This window comes from Streptomyces sp. NPDC005004 (genome assembly GCF_053600675.1).
Map to the genome: position 1 here is coordinate 203886 of NZ_JBSGAH010000001.1, position 24673 is coordinate 228558.

Here is a 24673-nt window from a genome sequence, read left to right on the forward strand (position 1 = left end):
GTTCGGTCGTCGTACGGTTCCCACCGTCCGGACATCGCCATTGATGCCCGAACGTGTGGTTTCACTCGGAGGCTACGCCGAGATTTCCGGAAAGTAAACGGGTTCGGACGTGATTCGGGCATGAACGGACTTCCAGGCGGACAGGAACGGAAACCTCCCGGGAAAGCGGCCAGCTTCTGTCCTCGTTCTCCGTCATCCTCGATCCATGACGACGGACACCCCCGCCCGCCTGCTCCGCCTCCTCTCCCTGCTCCAGACCCCGCGCGAGTGGCCCGGCGGGGAGCTGGCGGACCGGCTCGGGGTCTCCCGCCGTACCGTGCGCCGGGACATCGAGCGGCTGCGCGAGCTGGGTTACCCGGTGCAGGCCACCCTGGGCTCCGAAGGCGGGTACCGGCTGGTCGCGGGCAAGGCGATGCCCCCGCTGCTGCTGGACGACGAGGAGGCCGTGGCCATCGCGGTCGGGCTGCGCGCGGGGGCGGGGCACGCGGTGGCGGGCGTGGACGAGGCGTCGGTACGGGCGCTCGCGAAGCTGGAGCAGGTGCTGCCCGCCCGGCTGCGCCACCGCGTGACCACCCTCCAGGCCGCGACCACCCCGCTGACCGGCGGCAGCGGCCCACGCATCACGCCGGAGACCCTGACCGCGCTGGCCTCGGCGGTCACCGGACGCGAACGGCTGCGCTTCGCCTACCGCGCCGGGGACGGCGGCGAGTCCCACCGGCTGACCGAGCCGTACCGGCTGGTGTCCACGGGCACGCGGTGGTACCTGGTCGCCTACGACCTGGAGCGCGAGGACTGGCGGACCTTCCGGGTGGACCGGGTGAGCGAACCCTTCGCCACGGGAGCCCGGTTCACCCCCCGGGACCTGCCCGAGGGCGGCGTCGAGGAGTACCTGCGCCGCTCGATCCACCTCCACCAGGGCAGCTACACCTTCACCGTCCGCTTCACGGAGCCGCCCGAGACGGTCGCCACCCGCCTGCCCAGGCGGCTCGGCGCACTCGAGAGTCACAGGGACGGCGGCTCGGTGCTCACGGGGACGAGCAGCGAGCCGGTGGAGTGGCTGGCGGTACGGCTCGGGCTCGCGGGGTACGACTTCACGGTCCTGGAGCCGGAAGAACTGGTCTCCTGCGTGCGGGAGTTGGGCGCGCGCCTGAGCCGGGCGACGGACGCGTCCGGCACCTAGGGCCTGTCTGACCATTCCCGCCCTCCCCCCACTCCTAGCCCCTCCCCGGCTCCTCCTCCCAGTCGAACCCCGTCAGCGCGTCCAGGTTCCGCAGGGCCAGCGCGGCGGGACCCGTGGCACCGGTGTGCGGGGCGGTGGTGTGGGCCCAGGACTCGACGGCGACCCGTACGGCGGCGCCCGCGACGGCCGCGGCGAAGCGGAGGCGGGGAGTGACGGGGGCGGGCTGCCCCTCAACGCCGACGGGAGACCCGGCTCCCGCCGAGGAGCCCGTGCCCGATACGGGACCGGCGCCCGCCACCGGACCGGCATCCGCCGCGAGCCCGACACCCGTCGCGGCGCCGGCGCCCGCCGAGGATCCGGCGCCGGCCGCGGAGCCCGTGGCCGTCGAGGACCCGGCGTCCGCCCCGGGCCCGGCAACGTTGTCGGACTCCTCGGCCGACCGGGTCGGCGCCGCCGCCCCCGTACGCCGCTCCGCCAGCGCCCGTGCCAGCTCTTCCTCCGCCTCCTGGCAGACCTCCGCCCACACCTTCCGCAGGGCGGGCCCGGTGTGGGCCATGCGGACGAGGGTGCGGGCCCACTCCCAGGTGGAGGCGGAGACTCCGCTGCCGGGGGCGAGGGTGTGTTCGACCGCGTGACGCAGCGCCCCCGGGATGGTGAGGTGCGCCGGGGCGGCGCGGACCGCCTGGGTCCAGCACTCGGCGCCGGCCGCGTAGAGCGGGGCGACTGCCTCTTCCTTGGAGGCGAAGTAGCGGTAGAAGGTGCGCGGGGCGATGCCGGCCGCCGCCGCGATGTCCTCGGCGCGGGTCGCCTTGAGGCCCTGCCGGACGAAGAGGGTGGCCGCGGCGCGGGCGATCTCCATACGGGTCTCGGCCTTCCGGCGCTCGGTCAGGGACGCCGAGGGCGAGGCCGGAAAACGCTGCCGGTGTGCGGTGGTGCCGGTGGTGCCGGTGGTGCCGGTGGTACGGGTGGTGCTCACGTCGGCAGGCTATGCCCATGTGGCAGAATCTGCCATTCGATGGGCCACCCCGCGGTTCAGGTGCGGGGTGGCCCGTCTCTCCACAGAATTCTCGCGCCGCCCCGTCCCACGCAAAAGCCGGGCCCGGCGCCTGGGGGGGGTAGGCGCCGAGCCCGGCTGGGGAGTCCCGGCGCCGGGGGGGATGGCGCCGGAACTGGCTCATAGGTGGTGCGTGGGGGAAGTGCGGCAATCTCAGGTGGGGAGTGCGGCCCCGGGAGCATTCGAACTCCTGGGCCCGGAAGGGTTGTTCCCCCGGGGCCGGGCGTTGAAGCGGCGGTACCGCGCCATGTTGGCGCGGTCCTCCGCCACCCGGCCGCACTGGACGTGACGATCAGGCGGCCGCGTCGAACCCGGTGTCGCGGGCCAGCTTCTTCAGTTCGAGCAGGGCGTGCTTCTCGATCTGCCGGATGCGCTCGCGGGTCAGACCGTGCTCCTTGCCGACCTCGGTGAGGGTGCGCTCACGGCCGTCCTCGATGCCGTACCGCATCTTGATGATGGAGGCCGTGCGCTCGTCCAGACGGCCGATCAGGTCGTCCAGTTCCTCGCGGCGCAGCAGGCTCAGCACCGACTGCTCCGGGGAGACCGCCGAGGTGTCCTCCAGCAGGTCGCCGAACTGGGTCTCGCCCTCGTCGTCCACCGACATGTTCAGCGAGACCGGGTCGCGGGACCAGTCGAGCACGTCCGTCACGCGCTCCGGCGTCGACCCCAGCTCGGCGGCGATCTCCGCGGGCTCCGGCTCGCGGCCGTTCTCCCGGTTGAACTCGCGCTGGACACGTCGGATGCGGCCCAGCTCCTCCACCAGGTGGACGGGGAGCCGGATGGTGCGGGACTGGTCGGCGATGGAGCGGGTGATGGCCTGACGGATCCACCAGGTGGCGTACGTCGAGAACTTGAAGCCCTTGCGGTAGTCGAACTTCTCGACCGCGCGCACCAGGCCGGCGTTGCCCTCCTGGATCAGGTCGAGCAGGGGCAGACCGCTGCGCGGGTAGCGCCGGGCCACGGCCACGACGAGGCGGAGGTTGGAGCGGATGAAGACGTCCTTGGCCCGCTCGCTCTCCTCGACCAGCGTCTCCAGCTCTGCGCGGCTCGCCTCGGCGGCGGTCTGCTCCGCTCCGTCGAGCACCTGCCGCGCGAACACACCCGCTTCGATGGCCTGGGACAGCTCGACCTCCTTGGCGGCATCGAGGAGCGGCGTGCGCGCGATCTCGTCGAGGTACATGCCGACCAGGTCCCGGTCGGCTATCTCGCCGCTGTGGACGCGAACGCTGCTTGCCGAGTCGGCCGTCTCGCCGGTGACCGACCTACGACGGGCGACGGCACGGGTTGCCATGCGTGCTCCCTTGCGATTGGGCGGGTAGGTCTTGAAATGAACGCTCAGCACTCCCGGGACTCTCTCTCGGGACTCTCCTCGAGTGCCCTGCATCCGTGGGAAACAACGACTGGAATCCGGACAGAATTCCCCACCCGCCCCCCGAATTTCCTGATCATGCAGTACCCTGCGGGCCACACAGGGAGGGGCGACGGTGTCCGGACGCACGCAGGCGCAGGTCAGACCCAGCACGGAGGCCGACCTCGGCGCCCTCACGGACCTCTACAACCACTACGTACGTGAGACGGCCGTCACCTTCGACACGGCGGAATTCACCCAGGAGGCCCGACGGCACTGGCTGCTCTCCCACCCGGAAGACGGCCCGCACCGCCTGATGGTTGCCACGGACCCGGATTCCCGGCGGGTCCTCGGGTACGCCACCTCCGGCCCGCACCGGCCGAAGGCGGCGTACGCGACCTCCGTGGAGACCTCGGTGTACCTCGCTCCGGGCGCGACGGGCCGGGGTGTCGGCACCCTGCTCTACACCGCCCTCTTCGCGGCACTGGCCGAGGAGGACGTGCACCGCGCCTTCGCCGGGATCGCGCTGCCCAACGAGGCGTCCGTCCGGCTGCACACCCGCTTCGGCTTCCGGCACCTGGGCACCTTCGGCGAGGTGGGCCGCAAGTTCGGCCGCTACTGGGACGTGGCCTGGTACGAGAAGGAGCTGCCGGGCCGCTGACGCCGCCCTCGCCGGCGAGCGGTCACCCGAACTGCAGCGACCGCTTCGCCAGCCCCATCCAGAAGCCGTCGATCACCGAGCGCGGCCCGTCCAGGTCGCCGTCGGCCGCGCCCATGGCGACGAAGAGCGGCGCGAAGTGCTCGGTGCGGGGGTGGGCGTAGCGCCCGGCCGGAGAGGTCGCCTGGAAGTCCAGCAGCGCGTCCCAGTCGCGGGCCTCCAGCGCCCGCCGCCCCCAGTCGTCGAACTCGGCGGACCAGCTCGGCACGCCCGCGTGGCGCAGGGCGGCCAGGTTGTGGGTGAAGAAGCCGGAGCCGACGATCAGCACCCCCTCGTCGCGCAGCGGGGCCAGCTTGCGCCCGAGGTCCATCAGGCGGGCCGGGTCGAGGGTGGGCAGCGAGACCTGGAGGACGGGGATGTCGGCGTCCGGGAACATCTCGACCAGCGGGACGTAGGCGCCGTGGTCCAGACCCCGGTCGGGGATGTCCTGGACGGGCGTGCCGGGGGCGCGGAGCAGCTTGCGGACGGAGTCGGCCAGCTCGGGGGCGCCGGGGGCGGCGTAGCGGACGCGGTAGTAGTGCTCGGGGAAGCCCCAGAAGTCGTAGACCAGCGGGACGGTGCTGGTGGCACCGAGCGCGAGCGGGGCCTCCTCCCAGTGGGCGGAGACGACGAGGATCGCGCGTGGCCGGGGCAGCTTGGCGGACCAGGCGGCGAGCTGGCCGGGCCAGACGGGGTCGTCGGCGAGCGGCGGGGCACCGTGGCTGAGGTAGAGCGCGGGCATACGGTCCGGGCGGGCGGGCTCCTGCTGGACGGCGGCGGACACGGCGGACATGACGGCGGCTCCCGGTGGTCGGTCACCCTGAGAGGAATACTTTAACTCTCAAGCTTTATGGAAACAGCGTACGCCCCGGTTGTTCAACTTTCAAGGACACGCCTCGTACAGTGGGAGGCATGAACACGGCATCGGACTCCGCCGACCGGCACCGCTGGCTCACCGACGAGGAACAGCGCGTCTGGCGCTCGTACCTGCATGCCACGACGCTTCTGGACGACCATCTCGACCGGCAGCTCCAGCGCGACGCCGGTATGCCCCACATGTACTACGGCCTGATCGTCAGCCTCGGCGAGGCACCGCGCCGCAGGCTGCGGATGACCGAGCTGGCCCGGAAGTCGAAGATCACCCGCTCCCGGCTCTCGCACGCCGTCGCCCGCCTGGAGAAGAACGGCTGGGTGCGGCGCGAGGACTGCCCCTCAGACAGGCGCGGCCAGTTCGCGGTGCTCACCGACGAGGGCGCGGAGGTGCTGCGCCGGACCGCGCCCGGCCATGTGACCGCCGTACGGCAGGCGCTGTTCGACCGGCTCACGCCGGAACAGCAGAAGACCCTCGGCGAGATCATGCAGATCGTCGCCGAGGGTCTTCAGCCGAGCGAAGCGGGTGCCGACCTGCCCTGGCTGCGCTGAGCCGGGCAGGCCCTCCTCACGTCAGGGGCCGGCGGCTCAGTGCGCGACCACCGGGATCTGCACCTCGTCCGCCACGCCCTCACCGTCGCCGGAGGCCACCTTGGTGGAACCCGGACGTCCGGCGTTGACGAAGGTGAACGCGATCAGCGAGGCCAGCGCCAGGATGCCGACCGCGAACCAGATCGCCGTGCTGTAGCCGTGCACCATGCCCTGGAGCTGGACGAGCTGCGCCTGCGGCTTGGAGGCCGCACCGGCGATGTGGTCCTTGATGTACGACGTGGTCGCGGACGCGGCGATGGTGTTCAGCAGGGCGGTGCCGATCGCGCCGCCCACCTGCTGCGAGGTGTTGACCATCGCGGAGGCCACACCGGCGTCGCGGGGCTCGACGCCCATGGTCGCCAGCGACATCGCGGGCATGAACGCGGTACCCATGCCGAGGCCGAGCAGCACCATGGCGGGCAGCAGCGTCGTGGCGTAGGAGGTGCCGACCTCGAGCTGGGTCAGCAGCAGCATGCCGACGCCGGCGACGAAGAAGCCCGGGCCCATGAGGAAGCGCGCCGGGACGCGGGTCATCAGGCGGGCGCCGATCTGGGTCGAGCCGGTGATCATGCCCGCGACCATGGGCAGGAACGCGAAGCCGGTCTTGACCGGGGTGTAGCCCTTCACGATCTGCAGGTAGTAGGTCAGGAAGAGGAACAGGCCGAACATGCCGATGATGGCGAGACCGAGCGAGAGGTAGATGCCGCCGCGGTTGCGGTCGGCGACCACGCGCAGCGGGAGCAGCGGGGCCTTGACGCGGGACTCGACCAGCACGAACGCCAGCAGCAGCACGGCGGACCCGACGAACATGCCGATGGTCAGGCCGTCGCCCCAGCCGTCGGACTCGGCGCGGGTGAAGCCGTAGACCAGGGCGACCAGGCCCAGGGTCGAGAGGATGACGCCGGGGACGTCCAGCGGGGAGCGGTTGCGGCCGCCCTCCGGCTCACGGATGACGAACCAGGCGCCGAGCGCGGCGACGACGGCGAACGGGACGTTGACGAAGAAGGTCCAGCGCCAGTCCAGGTACTCGGTGAGGAAGCCACCGAGGATCAGGCCGACGGCGCCGCCGCCGCCCGCGATGGCGCCGTAGATGCCGAACGCCTTGGCCCGCTCCTTGGCGTCCGTGAACATCACGGCGAGCAGGGAGAGCGCGGCCGGGGCCAGCAGGGCGCCGAAGACACCCTGCAGGGCGCGGGCGCCGAACATCATGACGCCGCTGGTGGCGATGCCGCCGAGCGTGGAGGCGGCGGCGAAGCCGATGAGACCGATCAGGAAGGCGCGCTTGCGGCCCCACTTGTCGGCGATGCGGCCACCGAAGAGCAGCAGGCCGCCGAAGGCGAGGGCGTAGGCGGTGACGACCCACTGCCGGTTGCCGTCGGAGATGCCGAGGTCGCGCTGGGCGGACGGCAGGGCGATGTTCACGATGGTGGCGTCGAGGACGACCATCAGCTGGGCGAGCGCGATGAAGACGAGCGCTTTCCAGCGGTTGCTGTCGCCGCCGGACGCGGCGACGGGAGCCTTGTCGGCTGTCTGAGACATGGGGGTACCCACTCCGGTACTTCGTGAGGAGGAATTCGCAACGGAATTCGTGAGGATTCGTGAGGCTGGCGAGCACCTCGCGGGCGATTCGTACGGCGCTGTACGGACGCGAGGCGTGCGGTATCGGCGGCGCGCCCTCGGGGCGGCCGGAAGCGTGTGGGTCGCGGAGCCGGGGCGCGGGCCCGGCCGGACCGGTCGGTCAGGCGGTCAGATCGGTTCGGTCAGGGCCGGCGCAGGTCCTCCATGGTCACGGCCGTACCCGGCAGGGCGGAACGGGCCGGGGCCCGCAGACCGTCCAGGAACAACTGGAGATGACGGTGGACGAAGCGGTCGACGCTGAAGCAGGCCGTGCCGGCCGGGGGCCGGCTGAGCTGCGCCGCGGCGACCAGCAGGTCACCGACGCCGACATCGGTCCGCAACTGCCCGGCGGCCTTCGCGCGGTCCATGATCTCCGCGACCAGCCCCTCGATCCGTCGGCGCGCGGCCTCCAGGTCGGGGTGGTCGTGGTCGAAGTCGCTGGAGATCATCGGACACAACGCGCTGATCCGCTCCTCGGCGGCGGCGTGCACGAAGCGCTCCAGCGCGGCGAAGGCGTCGCCGGTCTCCGTGAGGGCCTGCTCGGCCGCGCGGGCCGTGCGGTCCATCACGGAGCAGACGACCTCACGGGCCAGGGCGTCGCGGTCCGGGAAGTTGCGGTACAGCGTGGCGTTGCCGACGCCGGCCCGGCGGGCGATCTCGTCGAGCGGCACGTGCAGGCCGTGTTCGACGAACATCTCGCGGGCGGCGGTGACGATCCGCTCCCTGTTGCGCAGCGCGTCGGCGCGGGGCCGGGACGCCTTGCGGGCGGGGGCTGCGGTCTGCACGGCGAACTCCACTTCGGACGAGTCGGGTGGGTGGACAGAAGGCTTGCCGATCCGGCGTTCCGGGGAGCGCTTCCCCGTTTCGCGCGGACACAGGTCTAAACGGGGAGGGGTTCCCCGGTTATTTCCCGTCGGGGGAAATTTTCAATGTGACCTGGGTCACGCCGCCGTGGACCTCTGTCTCACTTGCCGCGATTCACCCCCAGCGTATGCGATTCACACCTGCTCGTACGGAAATCCCACGATCGGTCTCTCCCAGCGCGCGACCCCGACACGCCCGACACAGGGTGAGCGCATGGGTGCAGCCGGAGACGGGTGGCTGCCGTGGAGCGAGAGGTCCATGTATGCAGCCGCAGTCACCCCGCCGCATACGCTCGCGCCGTGTGGCCGCCCTGGCCTCCGTGACCGTCCTGACCTTCGCGGTCAGCACCTCGGCCGGGTCGGGACCGCTCACGGCGCATCACTCCGCGGGCCCCACGGGCCTCACCCGCACCAGCGCCGCCCTGGCTCCCTGCATGATCCACGGCGGCTCCGACGTCCAGATGACCGAAGGCGTGCCCACCACCGGCGGCTACGCCCGCTCCACCGGCACCGTCCACGCGCTGACCCTGATGATCGACTTCCCCGACGCCAAGGGCCGGGGCAGCGCGCTCGACCGCTTCCACGAGTTCTTCCCGCAGACCCAGGAGTGGTTCCGCAAGGCGTCGTACGGCCGCCTCGACTACCGGGCCGAGACCCCGATCACCCACTGGCTGCGGATGCCGAAACCGTTCAAGGACTACGGCATAGAACGCGGCGCCCCCTTCGACCCCGGCTACCGCGACCTGGTCCACGACATCGTGGCCGCCGCCGACCCCGAGGTGGACTTCCGCTCGTACGACCTGCTGAACGTCCTGGTCACCCCCAACGCCGGGCCCTCCGCCCTGGACACCGTGCTCTCCGTGACCTTCGCCGGCAACGGGGACGCCCCCATCGCCGACGGCACGCCCGTCGCCAACGCTTCCTTCGTCTACTCCCGCCAGGACGACGGCTCCGGCACCTACGACAAGACCGGATACCGGGTGCTCCCGCACGAGAACGGCCACACCTTCGGGCTGCCCGACCTCTACACCCAGGACGGCGGCGGCTCGGTGGGCCACTGGGACATCATGAGCGAGGACTGGGGCGCCGGCAACGACCTGCTCGGCTGGCACAAGTGGAAGCTCGGCTGGCTCGACACCTCCCAGGTCGCCTGCGCGACGGCCAAGGGCAGCACGGAGTACACGCTGACCCCGCTGCACGAGAAGGGCGGCGGCAAGCTGATCCTGGTCCCGGTCGACGGCCGCACCGCGTACGCGCTGGAGCTGCGCACCGAGGGGGGCAACGACGAGGACGTGTGCCGCCCGGGTGTCCTCGTGTACAAGGTGGACGCCGACATCGACACCGGCCGGGGACCGGTGACCGTCGCCGACGCCCACCCCGACAGCGGCGGCTGCACCCGCAGCCCCAACGTCCAGGCCGAACTCTCCGACGCGGCCTACACCCCCGGCGAGACCTTCAGGGACCGCGGACACGGGATCACCGTGCGGGTCATGAGCGCGGACGGGTCCGGGAAGTACCGGGTGCGGGTGACGCGGGCGAAGGGGGTGCCGGAGGGGACGGGAGCCGCGGGGGCGGTGCCGGAGACACTGGGTCGCAGGTGAGGGCCCTCAGGCGGTGACGCCGCCGTCGACGACGAGATCGTGCCCGACGACGAAGCTCGACTCCTCCGACGCGAGCCACAGCACGGCGTTGACGATCTCCCGCGTGGAGGCGACCCGCCCGGCGGGTACGGCGGTGGCGAGCCGCGCGGCCCGGTCTGCCTCGCTCTCCCCCGGCCGCAGGGACATGGTGGTGTCGGTCGCCCCGGGGCTGACGGCGTTGATCCGGATTCCGTCCCCGATGTGGTCGAGGGCGGCCACGCGGGTGAGCGCACTGACGGCCGCCTTGGAGGCGGCGTAGGCGGCCATGCCGGGACGGCGCCCGTGATAGCCGATGTTGGACGCGGTGTTGACGATGACGCCACCCCCGTGTGCCCGCATGTGGCCGATCTCCTCGCGCAGGGCGAGCAGCACGCCGTTGAGGTTGACGTCGAGCACGTGCTGCCAGTCGGCGGGGTCGAGATCCCCGACGGGGGTGGGCCTGCCGAAGATCCCGGCGTTGTTGTGGGCGACGTGCAGCGCGCCGTACCGCTCCACGGTGGTCCGCACGAGCCGCGCCATGTCCTCGGCGCGGGTCACATCGGCGACCACCGCACTGGCGACGCCGCCCTCTCCCTCGATGATCCCCACGGTCTCCTGGAGCGACTCCCCCCGGGGTCCGGCGACGACCACCCTGGCCCCCTCCCCCGCGAACCCCCTGGCACTGGCCCGCCCGATCCCCGCGCCACCCCCGGTGACGACGACGACCTTGCCCTCGAACCGCCCGCCCATACGCACTCCCAGCCGCGTGCACCCCCACGCCGCCGGCCGACGACGCGCGAGATCAACCAACGCGCGTGGGACCCGAGTTAATCCACCCGGCCGATCCCGCCCTGATCTCTCCCCACTCCCCACCCCTCGATCCGCTACGCTGTCATGGGCAGCCACGACGTGGCCGCCCACACCCTTGCCGGAGCCCCACCGCTCCGCAAGGCCCCGCCTTCGTAGCTCAGGGGATAGAGCACCGCTCTCCTAAAGCGGGTGTCGCAGGTTCGAATCCTGCCGGGGGCACCAGAGGAAAGCCCCCGTTCCGTCCGGACGGGGGCTTTCTCCGTTGTGGCGGTCCGCGTCGGTCAGTAGTTGGCGTTGGAGATCATGTCGCCGTCCGAGCCGTAAACCGTGACGAGGCCGTTGTCGGACTTGTAGCAGGAGGTGAAGGCGCTGGCGATGAGTTTGGCGTCGCCGGCGTCGGCGCTCATGAAGCCGCCGGTGAAGTCGGTGTAGACCTCGGCGCTGTCGAGGAGGTCATTGCGCTTGTCGGTGCCGGTCACCTTGGTGACGTGCTTGACGGCGGCCTTTTCGGTGGGGGTGCCGGTCTTGGCGACACACGCCTTGAACTGGTCGGCCTGCGACTTGTTCTGTTCGGCGGGCTTCTCGGCCGGCTTCTCGGCCTTCTTGGGTGCTCCCGCCTTCGGCGCGGCGATCGTCCTGTCCTTGCCGCTGTCACTCGAGTCGCCGCCGCTCATCGCCGCTCCGGCGATGCCCAGGACGACGACCAGAGCCACCACACCGAGACAGCCGAAGCCGACGATCTTCCCCGCGCTCGACTTCTTCGGCGGCTGCGGCGGCACGCCCCACTGCTGCTGCGGCCCGGGACCCGCCCATCCGGCCGGGGGCTGGCCGGGCTGCTGCGGCCCGTTCCAGCCGGGCTGCTGAGGCGGCTGAGGCTGCTGCGGGTACTGCTGGTCCATGGGTCCCCCGAGGGCTACGAGTGTGCAGTGCGCATGTATGACTCGTGGAGGAGTTGTGTGGTTGTACGCTCCACCAAGATTTTTTGAGCACCGGTCAGGCCGCGGGGGCTTCAGGTAAAGGGTGCGTATTGATCGCCGCCTTGAGCCTGTAATTCCATGGTCACATCGCTCTGACGCCGGATAACCTGCCGCCTCGCCCGTCGGAAACAGAAAGCGTGCCGGTAGAAACGTGAACGTCCGTCTTCTCATGCAGTTCGTGGTCATGATGGCCATAGCCCTCGGTCTGTTCTTCGCCGGTATGGCGGAGGGCGGGATGATGCTCGGTCTGCTGGGGATGGTGTTCTCCCTCTTCGTGCTCGTCCCGCTGGTCCAAGCCCTGTTTCCGCCGTCCTTCTTCCCGGCTCCGCGAGGGGCGCAGGCCACCTGCGCTCTGTACCGGGGGTGGGCAGCGAAGGTAGCTCTCCGTCTGGGGACGGGGCCCTCCCGCACGGTGCAGGCGGACGCCGTACGGCTGCGGACGGGCGTGCGGCTCAGCATGCTCACGTACGGGCTGCGCGACGGGAGCCAGACCCTCGGGCATCTGCTTCTCGACCAGTCGGGGGACGGCACGGTCCGGCTGGCCTGGCGCGGGCGCAAGAAGGGCGCTGCCGACGAGCCGATCAACGTCCAGTGGCCGGTGGTCGTACGTCCGGAGCGGCAGCAGCAGAACGCCGTTCAGGCCCGTATGGGGTACACCGCGGCCGTGGACCTCGGCGACGCGTCGTATTGGCTGCGCCCCCACGACGCCGCCCTGCTCCAGCTCGTTCTCGCGAACGGTGCGCCCGTCGCCCCGCACTTCCCCCACTGACGTACGGCAGGGGAACGGCCCCGGACTTCTCGTCCGGGGCCGTTCCCGTGAGGGGTCAGGCGTCAGCCGTTCAGGCTCGCGCCGAACAGACCCCCCGTCGGGTCCGTCAGCTTCAGGGACTTCGCGTCGAAGACGGTCGTGCCCGAGGCGGTGATGCCGGAGGCGGTGGCGGGGAACTCCCAGACGCGGCCGGTGTCGTGGTCCTCGCCGGGTGCGGCGACGGTGAGGTCGGCGCGGCCGTCGCCGTTCACGTCCCGCAGGGAGACGGCGCGGCCGAAGACGTCGTTGGTCTCGTTGCCGCCGGGGACACCGGGCGTGCCCTGGTGGAACACCGCCGCGCCCTTGCCGGTGAGGCCCTTCGCGGAGCCGTACAGGAGGGTGACGGAGCCCGCGTTCCCCGCGGAGCCGATGGTCTCGAAGGGGGCGCCCACCGCGAGGTCGTCGTAGCCGTCGCCGTTGACGTCCCCGGCGGAGAGGGCCGCGCCGAAGTAGTCGTTCACCTCGTCGGTGCCGGGCACCCCGGGGGTCGCCTGGCTGAAGTCGGCGGAGCGCGCGGGGCCGTCCGGGCCGCCGTACACCACGTGGACGGAGCCGCCGTGGGAGAGCTCGGAGCCGCCGCCCCCGCCGGAGGCGATGTCCGCGTAGCCGTCGTGGTCGAAGTCGCCGCTCGTGAAGGCCACGGCGCCCGCCGAGGGGTAGGTCCAGGAGGGCTCCGGGGCCAGCCCGGAGGGGGTGCCGTGCTGGTAGCCGATCTGGTTGAGGAACAGGTCGGCGCGGCCGTCGCCGTCGAAGTCGCCGACCGTGCCCCGGGGTTCGTGGAGCTGGTCGCGGAAGACCTCGTGGGCGGCGGGCGGGGTGGTGCCCGGCGTGAACGGACCGGACGTGACGCTCACGCTGTGGAACTTGGGGTCGGGGGCGACGTTGAGGCTGACCAGGTCGGTGGCGCCGTCGCCGTCGACGTCGGCGGGGAACAGCCCTCCGCTGCCGAGCGAGTTGACGTTCGAGGCGGGGGCGGGCAGGAACGTGCCCCCGGCGAGTCCGGAGGCGCTGCCCCACAGGATGGTGGTCCGGCCGTTCTGGACGCCGTCGGCACCGGCCTCGCCGGAGGCGGAGACCACGAGGTCGGCGTAGCCGTCCCGGTTGAGGTCGGCGCTGCCTCGCTTCGCGCCGAAGGAGTCGTTCGCCTCCGGGGCGCCGGGGACCGAGGGACTGGCCTGGCTGATGACGCGCCGGGCGGCGGTGTCGAGCCCCTTCTCGGAGCCGGGGATCACGACCAGGTAGCCGGCCGACTTCGCGCCGTTCACCGTGCCGCGCGGGACGCCGATCACGAGGTCGCGGTAGCCGTCGCCGTTGAAGTCGTACGCCTTGGCGGCCCCGGCCGCGGTGGCCGGGGCGGCACCGGCCGCCAGGAGCCCGCCGGTGAGGGCGGCCGCGGCGGCGGTCGCCAGGGTGAGGCGTATACGGGAGTGCATGTGTGTCTTCTCCTGGGCTGACGGGAAGGGACGCACAGCAGACCGGCAGGATTCGCTCTTGGTTGTACTCGGGACCAATCCACCGCGCCCGCGGTCTCGGATTACGCGGAGATGTTCTGGTTCGTCGCGCCCGGGGAGTTCCGCAGTGAAGGAAGCCGTCCACATCGGCCCAAGTCCGTCGTCCAAACCTGATCTCCAGCGCCTGGTGCACGAGGTGGCTCTCGGGGACCAGGAGGCGTTCACGGCGCTCTACGACGCGGTGGCCGGTTCCGTGCTGGGGGTCGTCCGGGCCGTGCTGCGGGACCAGGCGCAGTCGGAGGAGGTCGCGCAGGAGGTCCTGGTGGAGGTGTGGCGTACGGCGCCCCGCTACCGCCCCGAGCGCGGGACCGCCGTCAACTGGATCCTCACGCTGGCGCATCGGCGCGCGGTGGACCGGGTCCGGTCGGTCGAGGCCGCCGCCGCCCGCGACACCAAGGCCGCCCTGCTGGACCGGACACCGGCGTACGACCAGGTGACCGAGCAGGTCGAGAACCGCCTGGAGCAGGAGCAGGTACGGCGCTGTCTGCGCACGTTGACCGACCTGCAGCGGCAGGCGGTCACCCTGGCCTACTACCGGGGACTGACCTACCGCCAGGTCGCCGAGTCGCTCGCGCTGCCGCTCGGCACGGTGAAGACCCGTCTGCGCGACGGACTCGTCCGGCTGCGCGACTGCCTGGGGGTGACCGCGTGACCACCGCCGATCCGCACCTGCTGACGGGTGCCTACGCCCTGCACGCGCTGCCCGACGAGGAGCGCGCCGCCTTCGAACGCCATGTGTCGGGATGCGCGTCCTGCGCCCAGGAGGTGGCGGAGTTCACCGCCACGGCCGCCCGGCTCGCCTCGGCGTCCGCCGTGCCCGTGCGCGACGCGATGCGCCGCGAGGTGCTGCACCGGGTCACCACCGTGCGCCAGGTGCCTCCGGCCACCGCGCCCCTGGACGAGGTCCGGCGCCGACTGCCGCGCGGGCGCGGGCCGGCCCGCTGGGCGCTGGCCGCCTGCCTCGCGGCCGCGGTGGGCTTCGGCGGTACGGCGGTGTGGCAGTACGAGCGCGCCCAGGACGCCCGGCAGCAGGCGGCGCGCGCCGAGCGGCAGGCCGACGAGGTGGCCGGGGTGATCAGCGCGCCGGACGCGCGGAGCCGGTCGGCGCGGGTCGCGGGCGGCACCGGCACCCTGGTGGTGTCCGCCGGCCGGGACCGGGCGGTGTTCGTGGCGTCGGAGATGCCCGCGCCGCCGAAGGGCAAGGTGTATCAGCTCTGGTTCGCGGACGGTGACCGGATGCGTCCCGCGGGCCTGATGAACGCCGACCGCGCCGCGCAGACCGTGCTGATGCGGGGACGGGTGGACGGCGCCTCCGCCATCGGCATCACCGTCGAGCCCGCCGGTGGCTCGCCCCGGCCGACCAGCGCTCCGGTCGGTCTGCTGACCATGCCGTCCTGAGCCGGACGACGGCGCCACCCCGGCACGACGACGAACGCGCCGTACGGTCCCTCCGGGAAGGAGACCGTACGGCGCGTTTCCGCATCCGGCGCGGGCGTCAGCTCTTCGGCATCAGGACCGAATCGACGATGTACACACGGGCGTTGGCGGTGCTGACGTTGCCGCAGACGACCTTCGCGGAACCGTTGACGGTGTACGACTCACCCGAGCCGGAGGTCGTCAGCTTCGACTTCTCCAGGGTGTCGAAGGAGCCGTTCGCCAGGTCGGCGGGCATGAGCTGCTTGCCGACGACGTGGTAGGTGAGGATCTTCGTCAGCTCGGCCTTGTCGTTCAGGACCTTGTCCAGGGTCGCCTTCGGGATCTTCTTGAAGGCGTCGTTGGTCGGCGCGAACACCGTGATGTCCTGCGCGTTGTTGAGGGTGTCGACCAGCCCGGCCTTCTTCACCGCCGACACGAGCGTGGACAGGGCGGGGTTGTGGGAGGCGGCGGTGGCCACCGGGTCCTTGGCCATGCCGTCGAAGGAACCGGCGCCGTTCTTCGGCACGGCGGCACAGGCGGAGCCGAAGGGCTGACCCATGGCGGAACCGCCCATGTCGCCGCTGCTCTGCGAAGCGGAGGCGGAGGCGGAGGACTTGCCCGACGCGCTCGGCTTGCCGGAGTCACCGTCCTTGTCGCCGGAACAGGCGCTCAGCGCCAGCGGCAGCACCGCGGTCGCGGCGAGGGTGACGGCGATACGGCGGGCACGGGTGTTCATCAGAGATCTCCTCTTGAGGGTGCGGCGGACTGCCGCGTTCAGGGTTGAAGGGAAAGGGAGTTGGTCCGGAGGGGGCGTGAACGCCCCTGGTCTCACTCGACGGTGACCACCACCGAGTGCCGCCCGTCGGCGCCGTCGGGAACCGTGCGCGTACGGCGTGCGGGCTGCACGGCGCCGGTGCGGTCGGTCGCGCGCACGGTGAGGGTGTGTCCGCCCTTGGTGGCCTGCCACGGAAAGGACCACTGCCGCCAGGTGTCCCGGCCGGCGTCCTCCGCCAGTCGGGCCTCCTGCCAGGGGCCGTCGTCGACGCGCACCTCGACCTTGTCGATGCCCCGGTGCTGAGCCCAGGCCACGCCGGCGACCATCACCGGACCGGCCTTCGGGCGGGCGAACGGCTTCGGGGTGTCGATCCGTGACTGGGTCTTGACCGGGGCCCGGCGCGCCCAGCCCCGCTTCACCCAGTAGGGGTCGTAGGCGTCGAAGGTGGTGAGTTCGAGTTCCTCGATCCACTTGCAGGCGGAGACGTAGCCGTACAGGCCCGGCACCACCATGCGGACGGGGAAGCCGTGGGCGAAGGGCAGCGGTTCGCCGTTCATGCCGAGGGCGAGCAGCGCGTCGCGGCCGTCCAGCACGTCCTCGACCGGCGTGCCCAGCGTCATGCCGTCGACCGAGCGGGCCACCAGTTGGTCGGCCGGGCCGCCCCGGGACGGCGGGCGCACCCCGCACTCGGCGAGCAGGTCCGCGAGCCGTACGCCGAGCCAGCGGGCGGTGCCCGTGTAGGGGCCGCCGACCTCGTTGGAGACGCAGGTCAGCGTGATGTCCCGCTCGACCAGTTCCCTGCGCAGCAGGCTGTCGTAGGTGAAGACGGCGGGCCGTCGTACGCCCCGGCCGTGCACGCGCAGCCGCCAGGTGTCCGCGTCGATCTTCGGCACGACCAGGGCGGTGTCGACCCGGTAGAAGTCCGTGTTCCCGGTGACGAACGGGCTGATCCCGGGGATGCGGAGCCCGGCGCGGGCGGGGACGGGCCGGGCGGGTGAGCCGGGGCGGGGCAGGACGACGGCCGCGCGGGAGGCGACCGCGCCCCTGCCGCTCGCTCGGTTCAGGTACCTGCCGGTCGCCCCGGCGGCGGTCGACGCGGCCGCGGTGGCCGCCGCCGTGAGGACGAAGCCGCGGCGGTCGAAGGCGCCGGTGGTCGCGCGGGTGGGGCCGGACTCGTCGCGCCGGTGCCGGAGGCGGCCCGCGAGGGCGTACAGGAGCAGCGCTCCCGCCGCGGCGCCGACCAGGGACGGCAGGGCGTCGGTGAGTCCCGTGGAGTCGGGGCGGCCGGTCGCGGCCACCGCGCCGACGGCCCCGAAGAGCAGGACCCCGGCCGCCCCCGCGCGCCGGAACCGTGACGCCAGCGCGCCCAGCCCGGCCGCCAGGACGGCCAGCACGACCACGATGCCCGCCTGGAGCACCAGCTTGTCGGCGGTCCCGAACTGGCGGATCGCCCAGTCCTTCACGGCGGCGGGCGTGCCGTCGATGGCCGCGCCGCCCACGGCGACGACGGGACCGGACTGCGGACGCACGGCGGCGGCGGTCAGCTCGGCCGTCGCCAGCGCGCCGAAACCGGCGAGCAGCCCGCTCAGCGCGCCAAGTGCCCGGCGCAGCGGGCCCGGGTGGGCCGCGGGATCTTTCTCCTCGTCTCTCACGAGGGGAATCCGGCGCTGTGACCTGGGCGGATGGGTGCGTTCCCCGGATCAGGTGAAAATCGATCCGGGACCCATCCGGGCCGGTGCGCGGCCACGTATTACCTGTTCGGGGTCGTGAGGGTCACCTGCTCGGGGTCCCGAGGGCAAGGACCCTGTTCGTCGCCCGCGCCGGGCCGCCGGCGCTGCCGCCCTCGGGATCAGCCTCCGCCCCCGCTAACGCCGCCGCTTCGCGCCCGCGCACTCCACGCACATCGTGGCGGCGGGCCGGATCGCCAGCCGTTCCGGCGGGATCGGGCGGCCGCACGTCTCGCAGTGGCCGTAGGTGCCCTCGGCGAGGCGGGTCAGGGCGTCGTCCAGGGTGTCCAGGTGAGCCTCGGCCTGCTTGAGCAGGGAGGCGACGTGGGCCCGCTCGAAGGCGGTGCTGGAGCCGTCCGGGTCGTGTTCGTCGTCCACCGCCACCAGGGCGTTCGCCTCGACGATCGCCTGGAAGTCCCTGCTCAGCGCCTTGATCCGGGCGTTCGTGGCCTCGCGCTCCGCTGCCAGGCGGTCGCGGACCTCCGTCGTCCAGTCGGTCATTTCACCGCAAACGATGCCTTTCGCGGGCGTATTCCGTTCCGTCGCGCGGGCGTATGCCGTGCGCTGATTCTTTGCGCGGTCATGACCCGCGCGCTCGCATCCGTGCGCCTCCCTGTCGAGTCCTTCTCCTTGTCCGGGCCGACCGGACAAGTCGCGTCGGAGAATGGAGTGCCATGGACGGCGCCGTCGTCGCAGTGGTGGTCGTGGCCGTGTTCCTGCTGCTCGTGCTGAAGAGCGGGATGCGGGTGGTCAACCAGGTGGAGCGCGGGGTGGTGTTCCGGCTGGGGAAGGCGCTGCCGGGGGCACGGCAGCCGGGGATCACCTTCCTGGTGCCGTTCGCCGACCGGATGCGCAAGGTGAACGTGCAGGTCGTGACGATGCCGGTGCCCACGCAGGAGGGCATCACCAAGGACAACGTCTCGGTGAAGGTCGACGCCGTCGTGTACTTCCGGGTGGTCGACCCGGTGCGGGCCGCCATCGAGGTGCAGGACTACGTGTTCGCCGTCGGCCAGGTCGCCCAGTCCTCGCTGCGCTCCATCATCGGCAAGAGCGACCTGGACGACCTGCTCAGCGACCGTGAGCGGCTGCACGAGGGGCTCGCCCTGATGATCGACAGTCCGGCAGCGGGCTGGGGCATCCACATCGACCGGGTCGAGATCAAGGACGTCCAGCTGCCCGAGTCGCTGAAGCGGTCGATGTCCCGCCAGGCCGAGGCCGAGCGGGAGCGGCGGGCGCGGGTCATCACGGCCGACGGCGAGTTCCAGGCCGCGCAGCAGCTCGCCAACGCCTCGCGGATCATGTCGGACACGCCGGAGGCGATGCAGCTCCGGCTGCTCCAGACGGTCGTCGAGGTGGCCGCGGAGAAGAACTCGACGCTGGTCATGCCGTTCCCGGTCGAGCTGCTGCGGTACTTCGACAAGGCGGCGCAGCAGTTCGCGGGCGGGTCGGGGGCCGGCTCCGGTGCCGCCGCACCCCAGCCGGCTCCGGCTCCCGAAGTCGCCGCCGCTCCCGAGGTCGCCCCCTCTCCCGCCGCTCCCGAGCTGACCTCGCCCGAGGCTAAGCAGCTTCCCGAGCCGCGGCCGCGGGAAGACTCCGGCCGGCCGTAGCGAGGGCCAGCGTCACGGTCGCCGAGGCCGCCGCCATCACGGTCATCGCCGTCGCCGGAGAGGTGAGCTGGGCGACCGTACCGGCCAGTGTCGCGCTCACGCCCTGGAGGGTCAGCATTCCCGCCGAGTGCAACCCCAGGGCGTGACCGGCGAGTTCGTCCGGGGTCAGGCTCATCAGCCGCTCCTGCTGGACCAGGCTCGCGCCGAAGCCGACGGAGGCGAGCGTCACGCACACCACCGCCACCGGCAGCGGCGGGTGCGCGGCGAAGAGCAGATACGGGCCCGCCAGCAGGAGCAGCAGCGGGGTCGCGAGGCGGGTACGCACCCCGGGCGGGATCAGGCGGCCCACGGACACGTCCCCGGCGAACATGCCGAGCGCCGCGCAGGCGAACAGCGTGCCGGCCGCGCCGGGGGCGTACGACACGTAGAGCGATTCGCAGCCGACGACCAGGCCGTTGGGCACCCACAGTCCCAGATAGGTCAGGCGGCGCGAACGGTCCGCCCACAGGCGGGCGTTGGTGCGCCAGGTCACCGCCGGGGACGGGCGGCCGCCGAGGCGGGGCGGGCGAGGGGTCAGGCCGAGGCGCAGCAGCAGCGCGGCCGACAGATACAGGGCCGCGGCCAGGAGCAGGCAGACGCGCGGGGAGAGGGCGGTCAGCAGGGCGCCGCCGGTGACGTACCCGGTGATCTGCGTCAGGCCGCTCATCATGTTGAACAGCGAACGCCCGGGCAGATAGCCGTCCTTGGTCAGGATCTCGTTCAGCAGGCCCCAGCGGACGCCGACGCCGAGCGAGGCGACGAGGCCCAGCAGCAGGACGATCAGGACGAGGAGCCCCGCGGGCAGGCCGGGCAGCGCCTGGAGTGCCGTACCCGCCGCGAAGGTCAGCGCGATGACGGACAGGGCGGTGCGCGGGGGCAGCCGGTCGGCGCCGGAGAGCAGCACGGTCGCGCCGAGGACCTGGGCGAGGGAGGAGCCGAACATGCTGACCGCCGCGAGCAGCGGGGAGCCGGTGGCGCGGTAGACGAGGGTGCCGAGGGCGAGTCCGCCGAGGGTCTGGGCGGCGGTCTGGGCGGCCGAGCCGAGGAAGAGCGGGGTGAACTCCGGGGTGCGGAACAGGGATCGGTAACTGGACATGCCGGGAGTCTCGAAGGCCCTCGCCCGCGCCGATATTGTTTCGCCGGTGCGCGAAAGGTAGTGAGGGGACGCCGACTTGGGATGGTGGCAGCTCGACGCCGACACGCTCGCACGCGGACGGTTCGTGATCTCACCGCTCGCCGAGACCTTCGCGGCGCTGTGGCTGCTGCACACGGGGAGTGGCTCGCATCCCGGGGAGCGGGAGTGGCTGACGACGCATCTCCCGGGCTACCGCGCCCTGTTGGACTCGGAGCCGGTCACCGCACGCCTCGTCCGGGCCGGGCTCGGCCGTAACTGGACCGCCGACTTCCTGACCCCGGCTCCCCGCCCCGGCGAGGACTTCGCCACCGAGGTCGCGCGGGTACGCGCCGCCCGTCCCGCGGACGCCCGCGCCCACCTCCTGCTCTCGCTGGAGGGACCGCTCCCCGCCGTACTGGAGCGCGACGACCTGCCCGAGCGGGCGGCCGCGCTCCTCGAGTGGGTGTGGGAGGAGACGGTGCGGCCCACCTGGGAGCGGCGCCGGAAGGTCCTGGAGGCGGATGTGCTGGCGCGCACGGCGCGGGTGAGCCGGGAGGGCTGGGCCGGGGTGCTCGACTCGCTCCGGCCGGGACGGACGCGGTGGCTCGGGGACAGCCGGCTCCAGGTCAACCTTCAGTCGTACCCCCCGCGCGACATCACGGGCGCCGAGCTGTCCTTCGTTCCCGTGACCGCGCAGCGCGGTGGCTGGGTGGCCTGGGAGGACGGGCTGCGCTACGCCAAGATCTACCCCTGCGCCGGTTCCCTCGCCTGGCACCGGGACCGCTCGGCCCCCGCCGCCCTGGCCACCCTGCTCGGCTCCGGTCGCGCGAGCGTCCTGCTCCTCCTGGACTCCCCCATGAGCACCACCCAGCTGACCGCCGTCACCGGCCAGACCCTCGGCTCGGTCGGCCGCCACCTGAAGGTGCTCCTGGACGCGGGCCTGCTGGTACGCCGCCGGGCGGGCCGCTCGGTGCTGTACGAGCGCACGGCGGCCGGGGACGGGCTGGTGGCGGCGGGACGGCCCGCCGCCAGGGCGGGGTGACCGGGCTGGTCACCCCCGACGGCCACTCCCCCGGTTAGCATCCGCCCATGACGACAACCGATGACAACACCGCCGTACTGGACACCCCCATCGGCGCCCTCCAGGGCGGCGAAGCCGATCTCGCGCAGTACGCGGGCGGGGCCGTCCTCATCGTGAACGTGGCCTCCAAGTGCGGGCTGACCCCGCAGTACACCGGTCTCGAGCGGCTGCAGGAGCGCTACCGCGACCGCGGGTTCACCGTGGTCGGGGTGCCCTGCAACCAGTTCATGGGGCAGGAGCCCGGCTCCGCCGAGGAGATCGCGGAGTTCTGCTCGGCGACGTACGGCGTGACCTTCCCGCTGACCGAGAAGGTCGAGGTGAACGGCGCCGACCGTCACCCGCTCTACCAGCGGCTCGTGGAGGTCACGGACGCCGAGGGCCACACCGGTGACATCCGCTGGAACTTCGAGAAGTTCCTGATCGGCCGCGACGGCGGCGTCGTCGCCCGCTTCTCCCCGCAGACCGAGCCGGAGTCGGCGGAGATCGTGACCGCGATCGAGGCCCAGCTCGGCTGAGCGGTCGCCTCGGGCGGTCCGGGCACCAAGGGTGTCGGCGGGGAGGCCGGCGTGCGGGTGTCCGGACGGCCGAGGCCGCTCACTCGGAACGCGGAGCCCCCTCGGCGAGGACGGCGTCAGGCCGAGAGGGCTTCACGGGGTGGTGCGTGTGCTGTTGTCGTCGAAGCATGGGTCGCGCTTCTACGAGGGCGGAGGACCGGGGACGGTCCCTTACGCCTTGACCGAGGCCACGAAGGTGTTCCAGGCCGCGGCCGGGAAGGCCAGCACGGGCCCCTCGGTGACCTTGGAGTCGCGAACGGCGAGTTCGGCGGCGGTCGGCGACTTGACCTCGACGCAGGCGCCGTTGCCCGCGGAATAGGAGGACTTCATCCACGTCTCCGAAGCGCCCTGAATCAGTGCCATGTCCACTCCTGTTGCGAGTTGCGGTGGTGCGGTTCACGCCAACCCTGTCGATCGATTGGCGTGATCGACGCTACCCGGCAACAGGCTTCTGCGGATGGGCCGTTCACCCGAGCGGATGGCATATTCCAAACGCGCCTCCGCTCGGACGGCCCGACGGTGTACGATCCCTCGCCGCCTGTCCGGAGACCTCAGTCCGCGAAGTTTTTGGCCGCCTTCGCGATGAACTCCCGGGAAAGTTCCACACTGAGGGACTGTGCCCGCAAATGCTCGTACATCACGGCGTACTTCTGCACGTCGGGCGCCTTCTCCAGATACAGGTCGCTGGTGACGCCTTCCAGGTAGACCACGCTGGAGTCGGCCGCGTCGGCGAACTCCAGGATGGCGTACTGCCCGTTGAGCCCCGGGTGCGCGCCCGCCTCGAACGGCAGGACCTGCACGGTGACATGGGGCAACTGGCACATCTCGATGAGGTGCTCCAACTGCTCGCGCATCACCAGCCTGCTGCCCACCACCCGGTGCAGCGCCGCCTCGTCCAGGACGACCCAGAGCCGCAGCGGGTTGCCCTCCGCGGTGACCCGCTCCTGCCTGCGCATACGGACGTTGACCCGCTTGTCGATCTCGGCGGTCGAGGTCTCCGGCAGCGCGCCGCGCACCAGCGCCTCGGCGTACGCGCGGGTCTGCAACAGACCCGTCACCAACTGGGGTTCGTACACGCGCAGCGACTGCGCGTCCGTCTCCAGACCGATGTACACGCTGTACGGGATGTCCCCGAAGGTGTGCCACCAGCCCTGCTGGCGGGAGTCGCGGGCCATCTCCATCAGCGAGTCGACGACCCGCTGGTCCTCGACCTCGTAGACCCCGCACAGGTCGCGCACGTCGCGCTGGCTGATGCTGCGGCGGCCGTTCTCCAGCCTGCTGATCTTCGACTGCGACACGAGCAGGCGGTCGGCCACCTCTTCGGCGGTCATGCCCTTCTGCTCACGGAGTCTGCGCAGCTCCTGGCCGAGACGGCGCCGCCTGACGGTGGGATTGACATTGGACGCCACGGTTAGCGCACCTCCGGCTGCCTGCCTGTTCCTGACACTTTGTGTATCTGCTGTTCAGCAGACTGCCACCAAGGTGCTTTCCAGCGCTGGAAAACATCGGATATGCGGCGCGTACGCGTCAGTTCGGACATGATTCGGGTGAACGCCGAGGCGGCGGGGCGACGTTCGCCCCACCGCCTGTCGTCGGCCGCGTGCGTGGATCAGTGCGCGGCGGCCCGTGCCATGGAGCCGTGATGCGGCTGCATCGGCACCCCGCGCGCCGGTTCGGCCCGTGCGGGACCGTTCGGCCGGGACGGCCCGGCCGGACCCCGGCGCGGCTGCGCGACGGCACCGTTCTGCACGTCCATGACGGCGTGGGCGACGAGCCCGCCCATCGGGTCGTGCCGGATGAGGTCGCGCAGCCGGGACCGGGACGAGCGGCCCTCGTTGCCCGGGTAGAGGTGCTTGCCGAGGCCGACGGCGTGCGCCAGCGCGGCGAGCGCGGCGGTCCGCGGGTCCGGTGGTACGCCGGTGCGGATCGCGGCGTCCAGGCGGGAACGGATCTCCCGGCTGATCGCCGTGTCCGTCGCCTGGTACCGCGTCGTCGGCAGCACCCCGCACATCTGGCCCGGCACCGCGGCGACCATTCCGCACCGTTCGAGGTGGGAAAGGTAGGTCTGGCGCAGGCCCAGTCGTGGGCCGCCGATCCAATGGACGGCACGCACCGGAGCGCCGCGCCTGCGCAGCAGCTCCAACGCGCTGTCCAGAGTCGGATCTCCTGTCGGCCGTGGCACCACCACGGCGATACGATCCCCGTCTGGGGCTATCCGTCCGGCCAGCGCCAGCTCCACTAGCTGTGCACCGGCCAGACCGAGGTCGAGCGACTGCGGCTGCGCAGTGGTACCCGTGGCCGGGTCCAGTGCGAGCAGCAGAAGCTCTTCCGGAAGTGTTCTGCGGCTCCTGCCCATCCATGCCTCCCCGCGTGGATGAATGACAGGGTGACGCCTCTCACATTCATCTGTCGAGG

The 24673-nt window shown here is 72.0% G+C and carries 25 protein-coding genes and 1 tRNA gene; 11 read left to right on the forward strand and 15 right to left on the reverse strand.

Features of this window, described 5'->3' with window-relative positions; all coding sequences use genetic code 11:
- The first annotated feature begins 205 nt into the window (after positions 1–205).
- Complete coding sequence (locus tag ACWEEU_RS00915; protein WP_451727079.1) at positions 206–1180, forward strand: helix-turn-helix transcriptional regulator; 975 nt, start codon at positions 206–208, stop codon at positions 1178–1180.
- 34 nt (positions 1181–1214) lie between these two features.
- Here the strand turns inward: ACWEEU_RS00915 and ACWEEU_RS00920 are convergent, their stop codons facing one another.
- Both ACWEEU_RS00920 and ACWEEU_RS00925 read right to left on the reverse strand, forming a co-directional pair.
- Complete coding sequence (locus ACWEEU_RS00920; RefSeq protein ID WP_451727576.1) at positions 1215–2039, reverse strand: TetR/AcrR family transcriptional regulator; 825 nt, start codon at positions 2037–2039, stop codon at positions 1215–1217.
- A 487-nt stretch (positions 2040–2526) separates the two neighbouring features.
- The gene (locus ACWEEU_RS00925) at positions 2527–3525 is read right to left on the reverse strand and encodes a sigma-70 family RNA polymerase sigma factor (protein ID WP_385749283.1); all 999 of its coding nucleotides are present in this window, start codon (positions 3523–3525) and stop codon (positions 2527–2529) included.
- Between the two features lie 193 nt (positions 3526–3718).
- Between ACWEEU_RS00925 and ACWEEU_RS00930 the strand changes: the two genes are divergently transcribed.
- Entirely contained in the window at positions 3719–4243 is a 525-nt protein-coding gene (locus ACWEEU_RS00930; protein WP_451727082.1) for an N-acetyltransferase family protein, read from the forward strand.
- Between the two features lie 22 nt (positions 4244–4265).
- On the opposite strand, the gene ACWEEU_RS00935 is transcribed toward ACWEEU_RS00930, so the two are convergent.
- Positions 4266–5072, reverse strand: a complete 807-nt coding sequence (locus ACWEEU_RS00935; protein WP_451727085.1) for a dioxygenase family protein — start codon at positions 5070–5072, stop codon at positions 4266–4268.
- Positions 5073–5191: 119 nt separating this feature from the next.
- Between ACWEEU_RS00935 and ACWEEU_RS00940 the strand changes: the two genes are divergently transcribed.
- Positions 5192–5701 (forward strand): MarR family winged helix-turn-helix transcriptional regulator, encoded by a 510-nt coding sequence (locus tag ACWEEU_RS00940; protein WP_451727088.1) that lies wholly within the window; start codon positions 5192–5194, stop codon positions 5699–5701.
- Positions 5702–5737: 36 nt separating this feature from the next.
- Here ACWEEU_RS00940 and ACWEEU_RS00945 read toward each other — a convergent pair whose 3' ends face one another.
- Both ACWEEU_RS00945 and ACWEEU_RS00950 read right to left on the reverse strand, forming a co-directional pair.
- A complete protein-coding gene (locus tag ACWEEU_RS00945) occupies positions 5738–7279 on the reverse strand; it encodes an MFS transporter (RefSeq protein WP_385749290.1) in 1542 nt (513 codons plus the stop codon).
- A gap of 221 nt (positions 7280–7500) precedes the next feature.
- Complete coding sequence (locus tag ACWEEU_RS00950; RefSeq protein ID WP_385749292.1) at positions 7501–8142, reverse strand: TetR/AcrR family transcriptional regulator; 642 nt, start codon at positions 8140–8142, stop codon at positions 7501–7503.
- Between the two features lie 341 nt (positions 8143–8483).
- Between ACWEEU_RS00950 and ACWEEU_RS00955 the strand changes: the two genes are divergently transcribed.
- Complete coding sequence (locus ACWEEU_RS00955; RefSeq protein WP_385749295.1) at positions 8484–9821, forward strand: M6 family metalloprotease domain-containing protein; 1338 nt, start codon at positions 8484–8486, stop codon at positions 9819–9821.
- A 6-nt stretch (positions 9822–9827) separates the two neighbouring features.
- Here ACWEEU_RS00955 and ACWEEU_RS00960 read toward each other — a convergent pair whose 3' ends face one another.
- Positions 9828–10589 (reverse strand): SDR family NAD(P)-dependent oxidoreductase, encoded by a 762-nt coding sequence (locus ACWEEU_RS00960; protein WP_451727093.1) that lies wholly within the window; start codon positions 10587–10589, stop codon positions 9828–9830.
- A gap of 206 nt (positions 10590–10795) precedes the next feature.
- Between ACWEEU_RS00960 and ACWEEU_RS00965 the strand changes: the two genes are divergently transcribed.
- Positions 10796–10871 (forward strand) — tRNA-Arg (locus ACWEEU_RS00965).
- Positions 10872–10930: 59 nt separating this feature from the next.
- On the opposite strand, the gene ACWEEU_RS00970 is transcribed toward ACWEEU_RS00965, so the two are convergent.
- Complete coding sequence (locus tag ACWEEU_RS00970) at positions 10931–11548, reverse strand: hypothetical protein (RefSeq protein ID WP_451727096.1); 618 nt, start codon at positions 11546–11548, stop codon at positions 10931–10933.
- A gap of 229 nt (positions 11549–11777) precedes the next feature.
- On the opposite strand from ACWEEU_RS00970, the gene ACWEEU_RS00975 reads away from it, so the two are divergent.
- Positions 11778–12395 (forward strand): hypothetical protein, encoded by a 618-nt coding sequence (locus ACWEEU_RS00975; protein WP_451727099.1) that lies wholly within the window; start codon positions 11778–11780, stop codon positions 12393–12395.
- A 62-nt stretch (positions 12396–12457) separates the two neighbouring features.
- Here the strand turns inward: ACWEEU_RS00975 and ACWEEU_RS00980 are convergent, their stop codons facing one another.
- Positions 12458–13867 carry a hypothetical protein gene (locus ACWEEU_RS00980; protein WP_451727102.1) on the reverse strand — a complete coding sequence of 470 codons (1410 nt, stop codon included), beginning with the start codon at positions 13865–13867 and terminating at the stop codon, positions 12458–12460.
- Between the two features lie 145 nt (positions 13868–14012).
- On the opposite strand from ACWEEU_RS00980, the gene ACWEEU_RS00985 reads away from it, so the two are divergent.
- Together ACWEEU_RS00985 and ACWEEU_RS00990 are read left to right on the forward strand one after the other, a co-directional pair.
- Complete coding sequence (locus ACWEEU_RS00985) at positions 14013–14597, forward strand: sigma-70 family RNA polymerase sigma factor (RefSeq protein ID WP_385749308.1); 585 nt, start codon at positions 14013–14015, stop codon at positions 14595–14597.
- On the forward strand, positions 14594–15343 hold the full coding sequence (locus tag ACWEEU_RS00990; protein ID WP_451727105.1) for an anti-sigma factor: 750 nt from the start codon (positions 14594–14596) through the stop codon (positions 15341–15343). The genes ACWEEU_RS00985 and ACWEEU_RS00990 overlap by 4 nt, the downstream gene beginning before the upstream one ends.
- 97 nt (positions 15344–15440) lie before the next feature.
- Here the strand turns inward: ACWEEU_RS00990 and ACWEEU_RS00995 are convergent, their stop codons facing one another.
- From ACWEEU_RS00995 to ACWEEU_RS01005, 3 genes are all read right to left on the reverse strand, one after another.
- Complete coding sequence (locus ACWEEU_RS00995) at positions 15441–16097, reverse strand: fasciclin domain-containing protein (protein WP_385745873.1); 657 nt, start codon at positions 16095–16097, stop codon at positions 15441–15443.
- 92 nt (positions 16098–16189) lie between these two features.
- Positions 16190–17788, reverse strand: coding sequence for a sulfite oxidase (locus ACWEEU_RS01000; RefSeq protein WP_451727108.1), 1599 nt, complete (start codon positions 17786–17788; stop codon positions 16190–16192).
- Positions 17789–18001: 213 nt separating this feature from the next.
- Positions 18002–18364 carry a TraR/DksA family transcriptional regulator gene (locus tag ACWEEU_RS01005; RefSeq protein ID WP_385745870.1) on the reverse strand — a complete coding sequence of 121 codons (363 nt, stop codon included), beginning with the start codon at positions 18362–18364 and terminating at the stop codon, positions 18002–18004.
- A gap of 173 nt (positions 18365–18537) precedes the next feature.
- Between ACWEEU_RS01005 and ACWEEU_RS01010 the strand changes: the two genes are divergently transcribed.
- On the forward strand, positions 18538–19470 hold the full coding sequence (locus tag ACWEEU_RS01010; RefSeq protein ID WP_451727112.1) for a slipin family protein: 933 nt from the start codon (positions 18538–18540) through the stop codon (positions 19468–19470).
- Here the strand turns inward: ACWEEU_RS01010 and ACWEEU_RS01015 are convergent.
- On the reverse strand, positions 19421–20605 hold the full coding sequence (locus ACWEEU_RS01015; RefSeq protein ID WP_385745866.1) for an MFS transporter: 1185 nt from the start codon (positions 20603–20605) through the stop codon (positions 19421–19423). The genes ACWEEU_RS01010 and ACWEEU_RS01015 overlap by 50 nt on opposite strands.
- Positions 20606–20681: 76 nt before the next feature.
- Here ACWEEU_RS01015 and ACWEEU_RS01020 point away from each other — a divergent pair, with 76 nt between their 5' ends.
- Together ACWEEU_RS01020 and ACWEEU_RS01025 are read left to right on the forward strand one after the other, a co-directional pair.
- A complete protein-coding gene (locus ACWEEU_RS01020) occupies positions 20682–21665 on the forward strand; it encodes a helix-turn-helix domain-containing protein (protein WP_451727115.1) in 984 nt (327 codons plus the stop codon).
- A 47-nt stretch (positions 21666–21712) separates the two neighbouring features.
- Positions 21713–22219 carry a glutathione peroxidase gene (locus tag ACWEEU_RS01025; protein WP_451727118.1) on the forward strand — a complete coding sequence of 169 codons (507 nt, stop codon included), beginning with the start codon at positions 21713–21715 and terminating at the stop codon, positions 22217–22219.
- Between the two features lie 210 nt (positions 22220–22429).
- On the opposite strand, the gene ACWEEU_RS01030 is transcribed toward ACWEEU_RS01025, so the two are convergent.
- From ACWEEU_RS01030 to ACWEEU_RS01040, 3 genes are all read right to left on the reverse strand, one after another.
- Positions 22430–22621, reverse strand: coding sequence for a DUF397 domain-containing protein (locus ACWEEU_RS01030; protein ID WP_161182085.1), 192 nt, complete (start codon positions 22619–22621; stop codon positions 22430–22432).
- A gap of 188 nt (positions 22622–22809) precedes the next feature.
- Positions 22810–23667, reverse strand: a complete 858-nt coding sequence (locus ACWEEU_RS01035; RefSeq protein ID WP_385745860.1) for a helix-turn-helix domain-containing protein — start codon at positions 23665–23667, stop codon at positions 22810–22812.
- Positions 23668–23867: 200 nt separating this feature from the next.
- On the reverse strand, positions 23868–24614 hold the full coding sequence (locus ACWEEU_RS01040) for a GOLPH3/VPS74 family protein (protein ID WP_385745858.1): 747 nt from the start codon (positions 24612–24614) through the stop codon (positions 23868–23870).
- Positions 24615–24673: the final 59 nt, after the last annotated feature.

Coding starts and splice junctions, on each gene's coding strand:
- ACWEEU_RS00920 (WP_451727576.1), bottom strand. CDS start 2,039: ATGGAGATCGCCCGCGCCGCGGCCACCCTCTTCGTCCGGCAGGGCCTC.
- ACWEEU_RS01005 (WP_385745870.1), bottom strand. CDS start 18,364: ATGACCGACTGGACGACGGAGGTCCGCGACCGCCTGGCAGCGGAGCGC.
- ACWEEU_RS00940 (WP_451727088.1), top strand. CDS start 5,192: ATGAACACGGCATCGGACTCCGCCGACCGGCACCGCTGGCTCACCGAC.
- ACWEEU_RS01040 (WP_385745858.1), bottom strand. CDS start 24,614: ATGGGCAGGAGCCGCAGAACACTTCCGGAAGAGCTTCTGCTGCTCGCA.
- ACWEEU_RS00935 (WP_451727085.1), bottom strand. CDS start 5,072: ATGTCCGCCGTGTCCGCCGCCGTCCAGCAGGAGCCCGCCCGCCCGGAC.
- ACWEEU_RS00970 (WP_451727096.1), bottom strand. CDS start 11,548: ATGGACCAGCAGTACCCGCAGCAGCCTCAGCCGCCTCAGCAGCCCGGC.
- ACWEEU_RS00955 (WP_385749295.1), top strand. CDS start 8,484: ATGCAGCCGCAGTCACCCCGCCGCATACGCTCGCGCCGTGTGGCCGCC.
- ACWEEU_RS00960 (WP_451727093.1), bottom strand. CDS start 10,589: ATGGGCGGGCGGTTCGAGGGCAAGGTCGTCGTCGTCACCGGGGGTGGC.
- ACWEEU_RS00980 (WP_451727102.1), bottom strand. CDS start 13,867: ATGCACTCCCGTATACGCCTCACCCTGGCGACCGCCGCCGCGGCCGCC.
- ACWEEU_RS00925 (WP_385749283.1), bottom strand. CDS start 3,525: ATGGCAACCCGTGCCGTCGCCCGTCGTAGGTCGGTCACCGGCGAGACG.
- ACWEEU_RS00945 (WP_385749290.1), bottom strand. CDS start 7,279: ATGTCTCAGACAGCCGACAAGGCTCCCGTCGCCGCGTCCGGCGGCGAC.
- ACWEEU_RS01015 (WP_385745866.1), bottom strand. CDS start 20,605: ATGTCCAGTTACCGATCCCTGTTCCGCACCCCGGAGTTCACCCCGCTC.
- ACWEEU_RS00995 (WP_385745873.1), bottom strand. CDS start 16,097: ATGAACACCCGTGCCCGCCGTATCGCCGTCACCCTCGCCGCGACCGCG.
- ACWEEU_RS01030 (WP_161182085.1), bottom strand. CDS start 22,621: ATGGCACTGATTCAGGGCGCTTCGGAGACGTGGATGAAGTCCTCCTAT.
- ACWEEU_RS01010 (WP_451727112.1), top strand. CDS start 18,538: ATGGACGGCGCCGTCGTCGCAGTGGTGGTCGTGGCCGTGTTCCTGCTG.
- ACWEEU_RS00915 (WP_451727079.1), top strand. CDS start 206: ATGACGACGGACACCCCCGCCCGCCTGCTCCGCCTCCTCTCCCTGCTC.
- ACWEEU_RS01025 (WP_451727118.1), top strand. CDS start 21,713: ATGACGACAACCGATGACAACACCGCCGTACTGGACACCCCCATCGGC.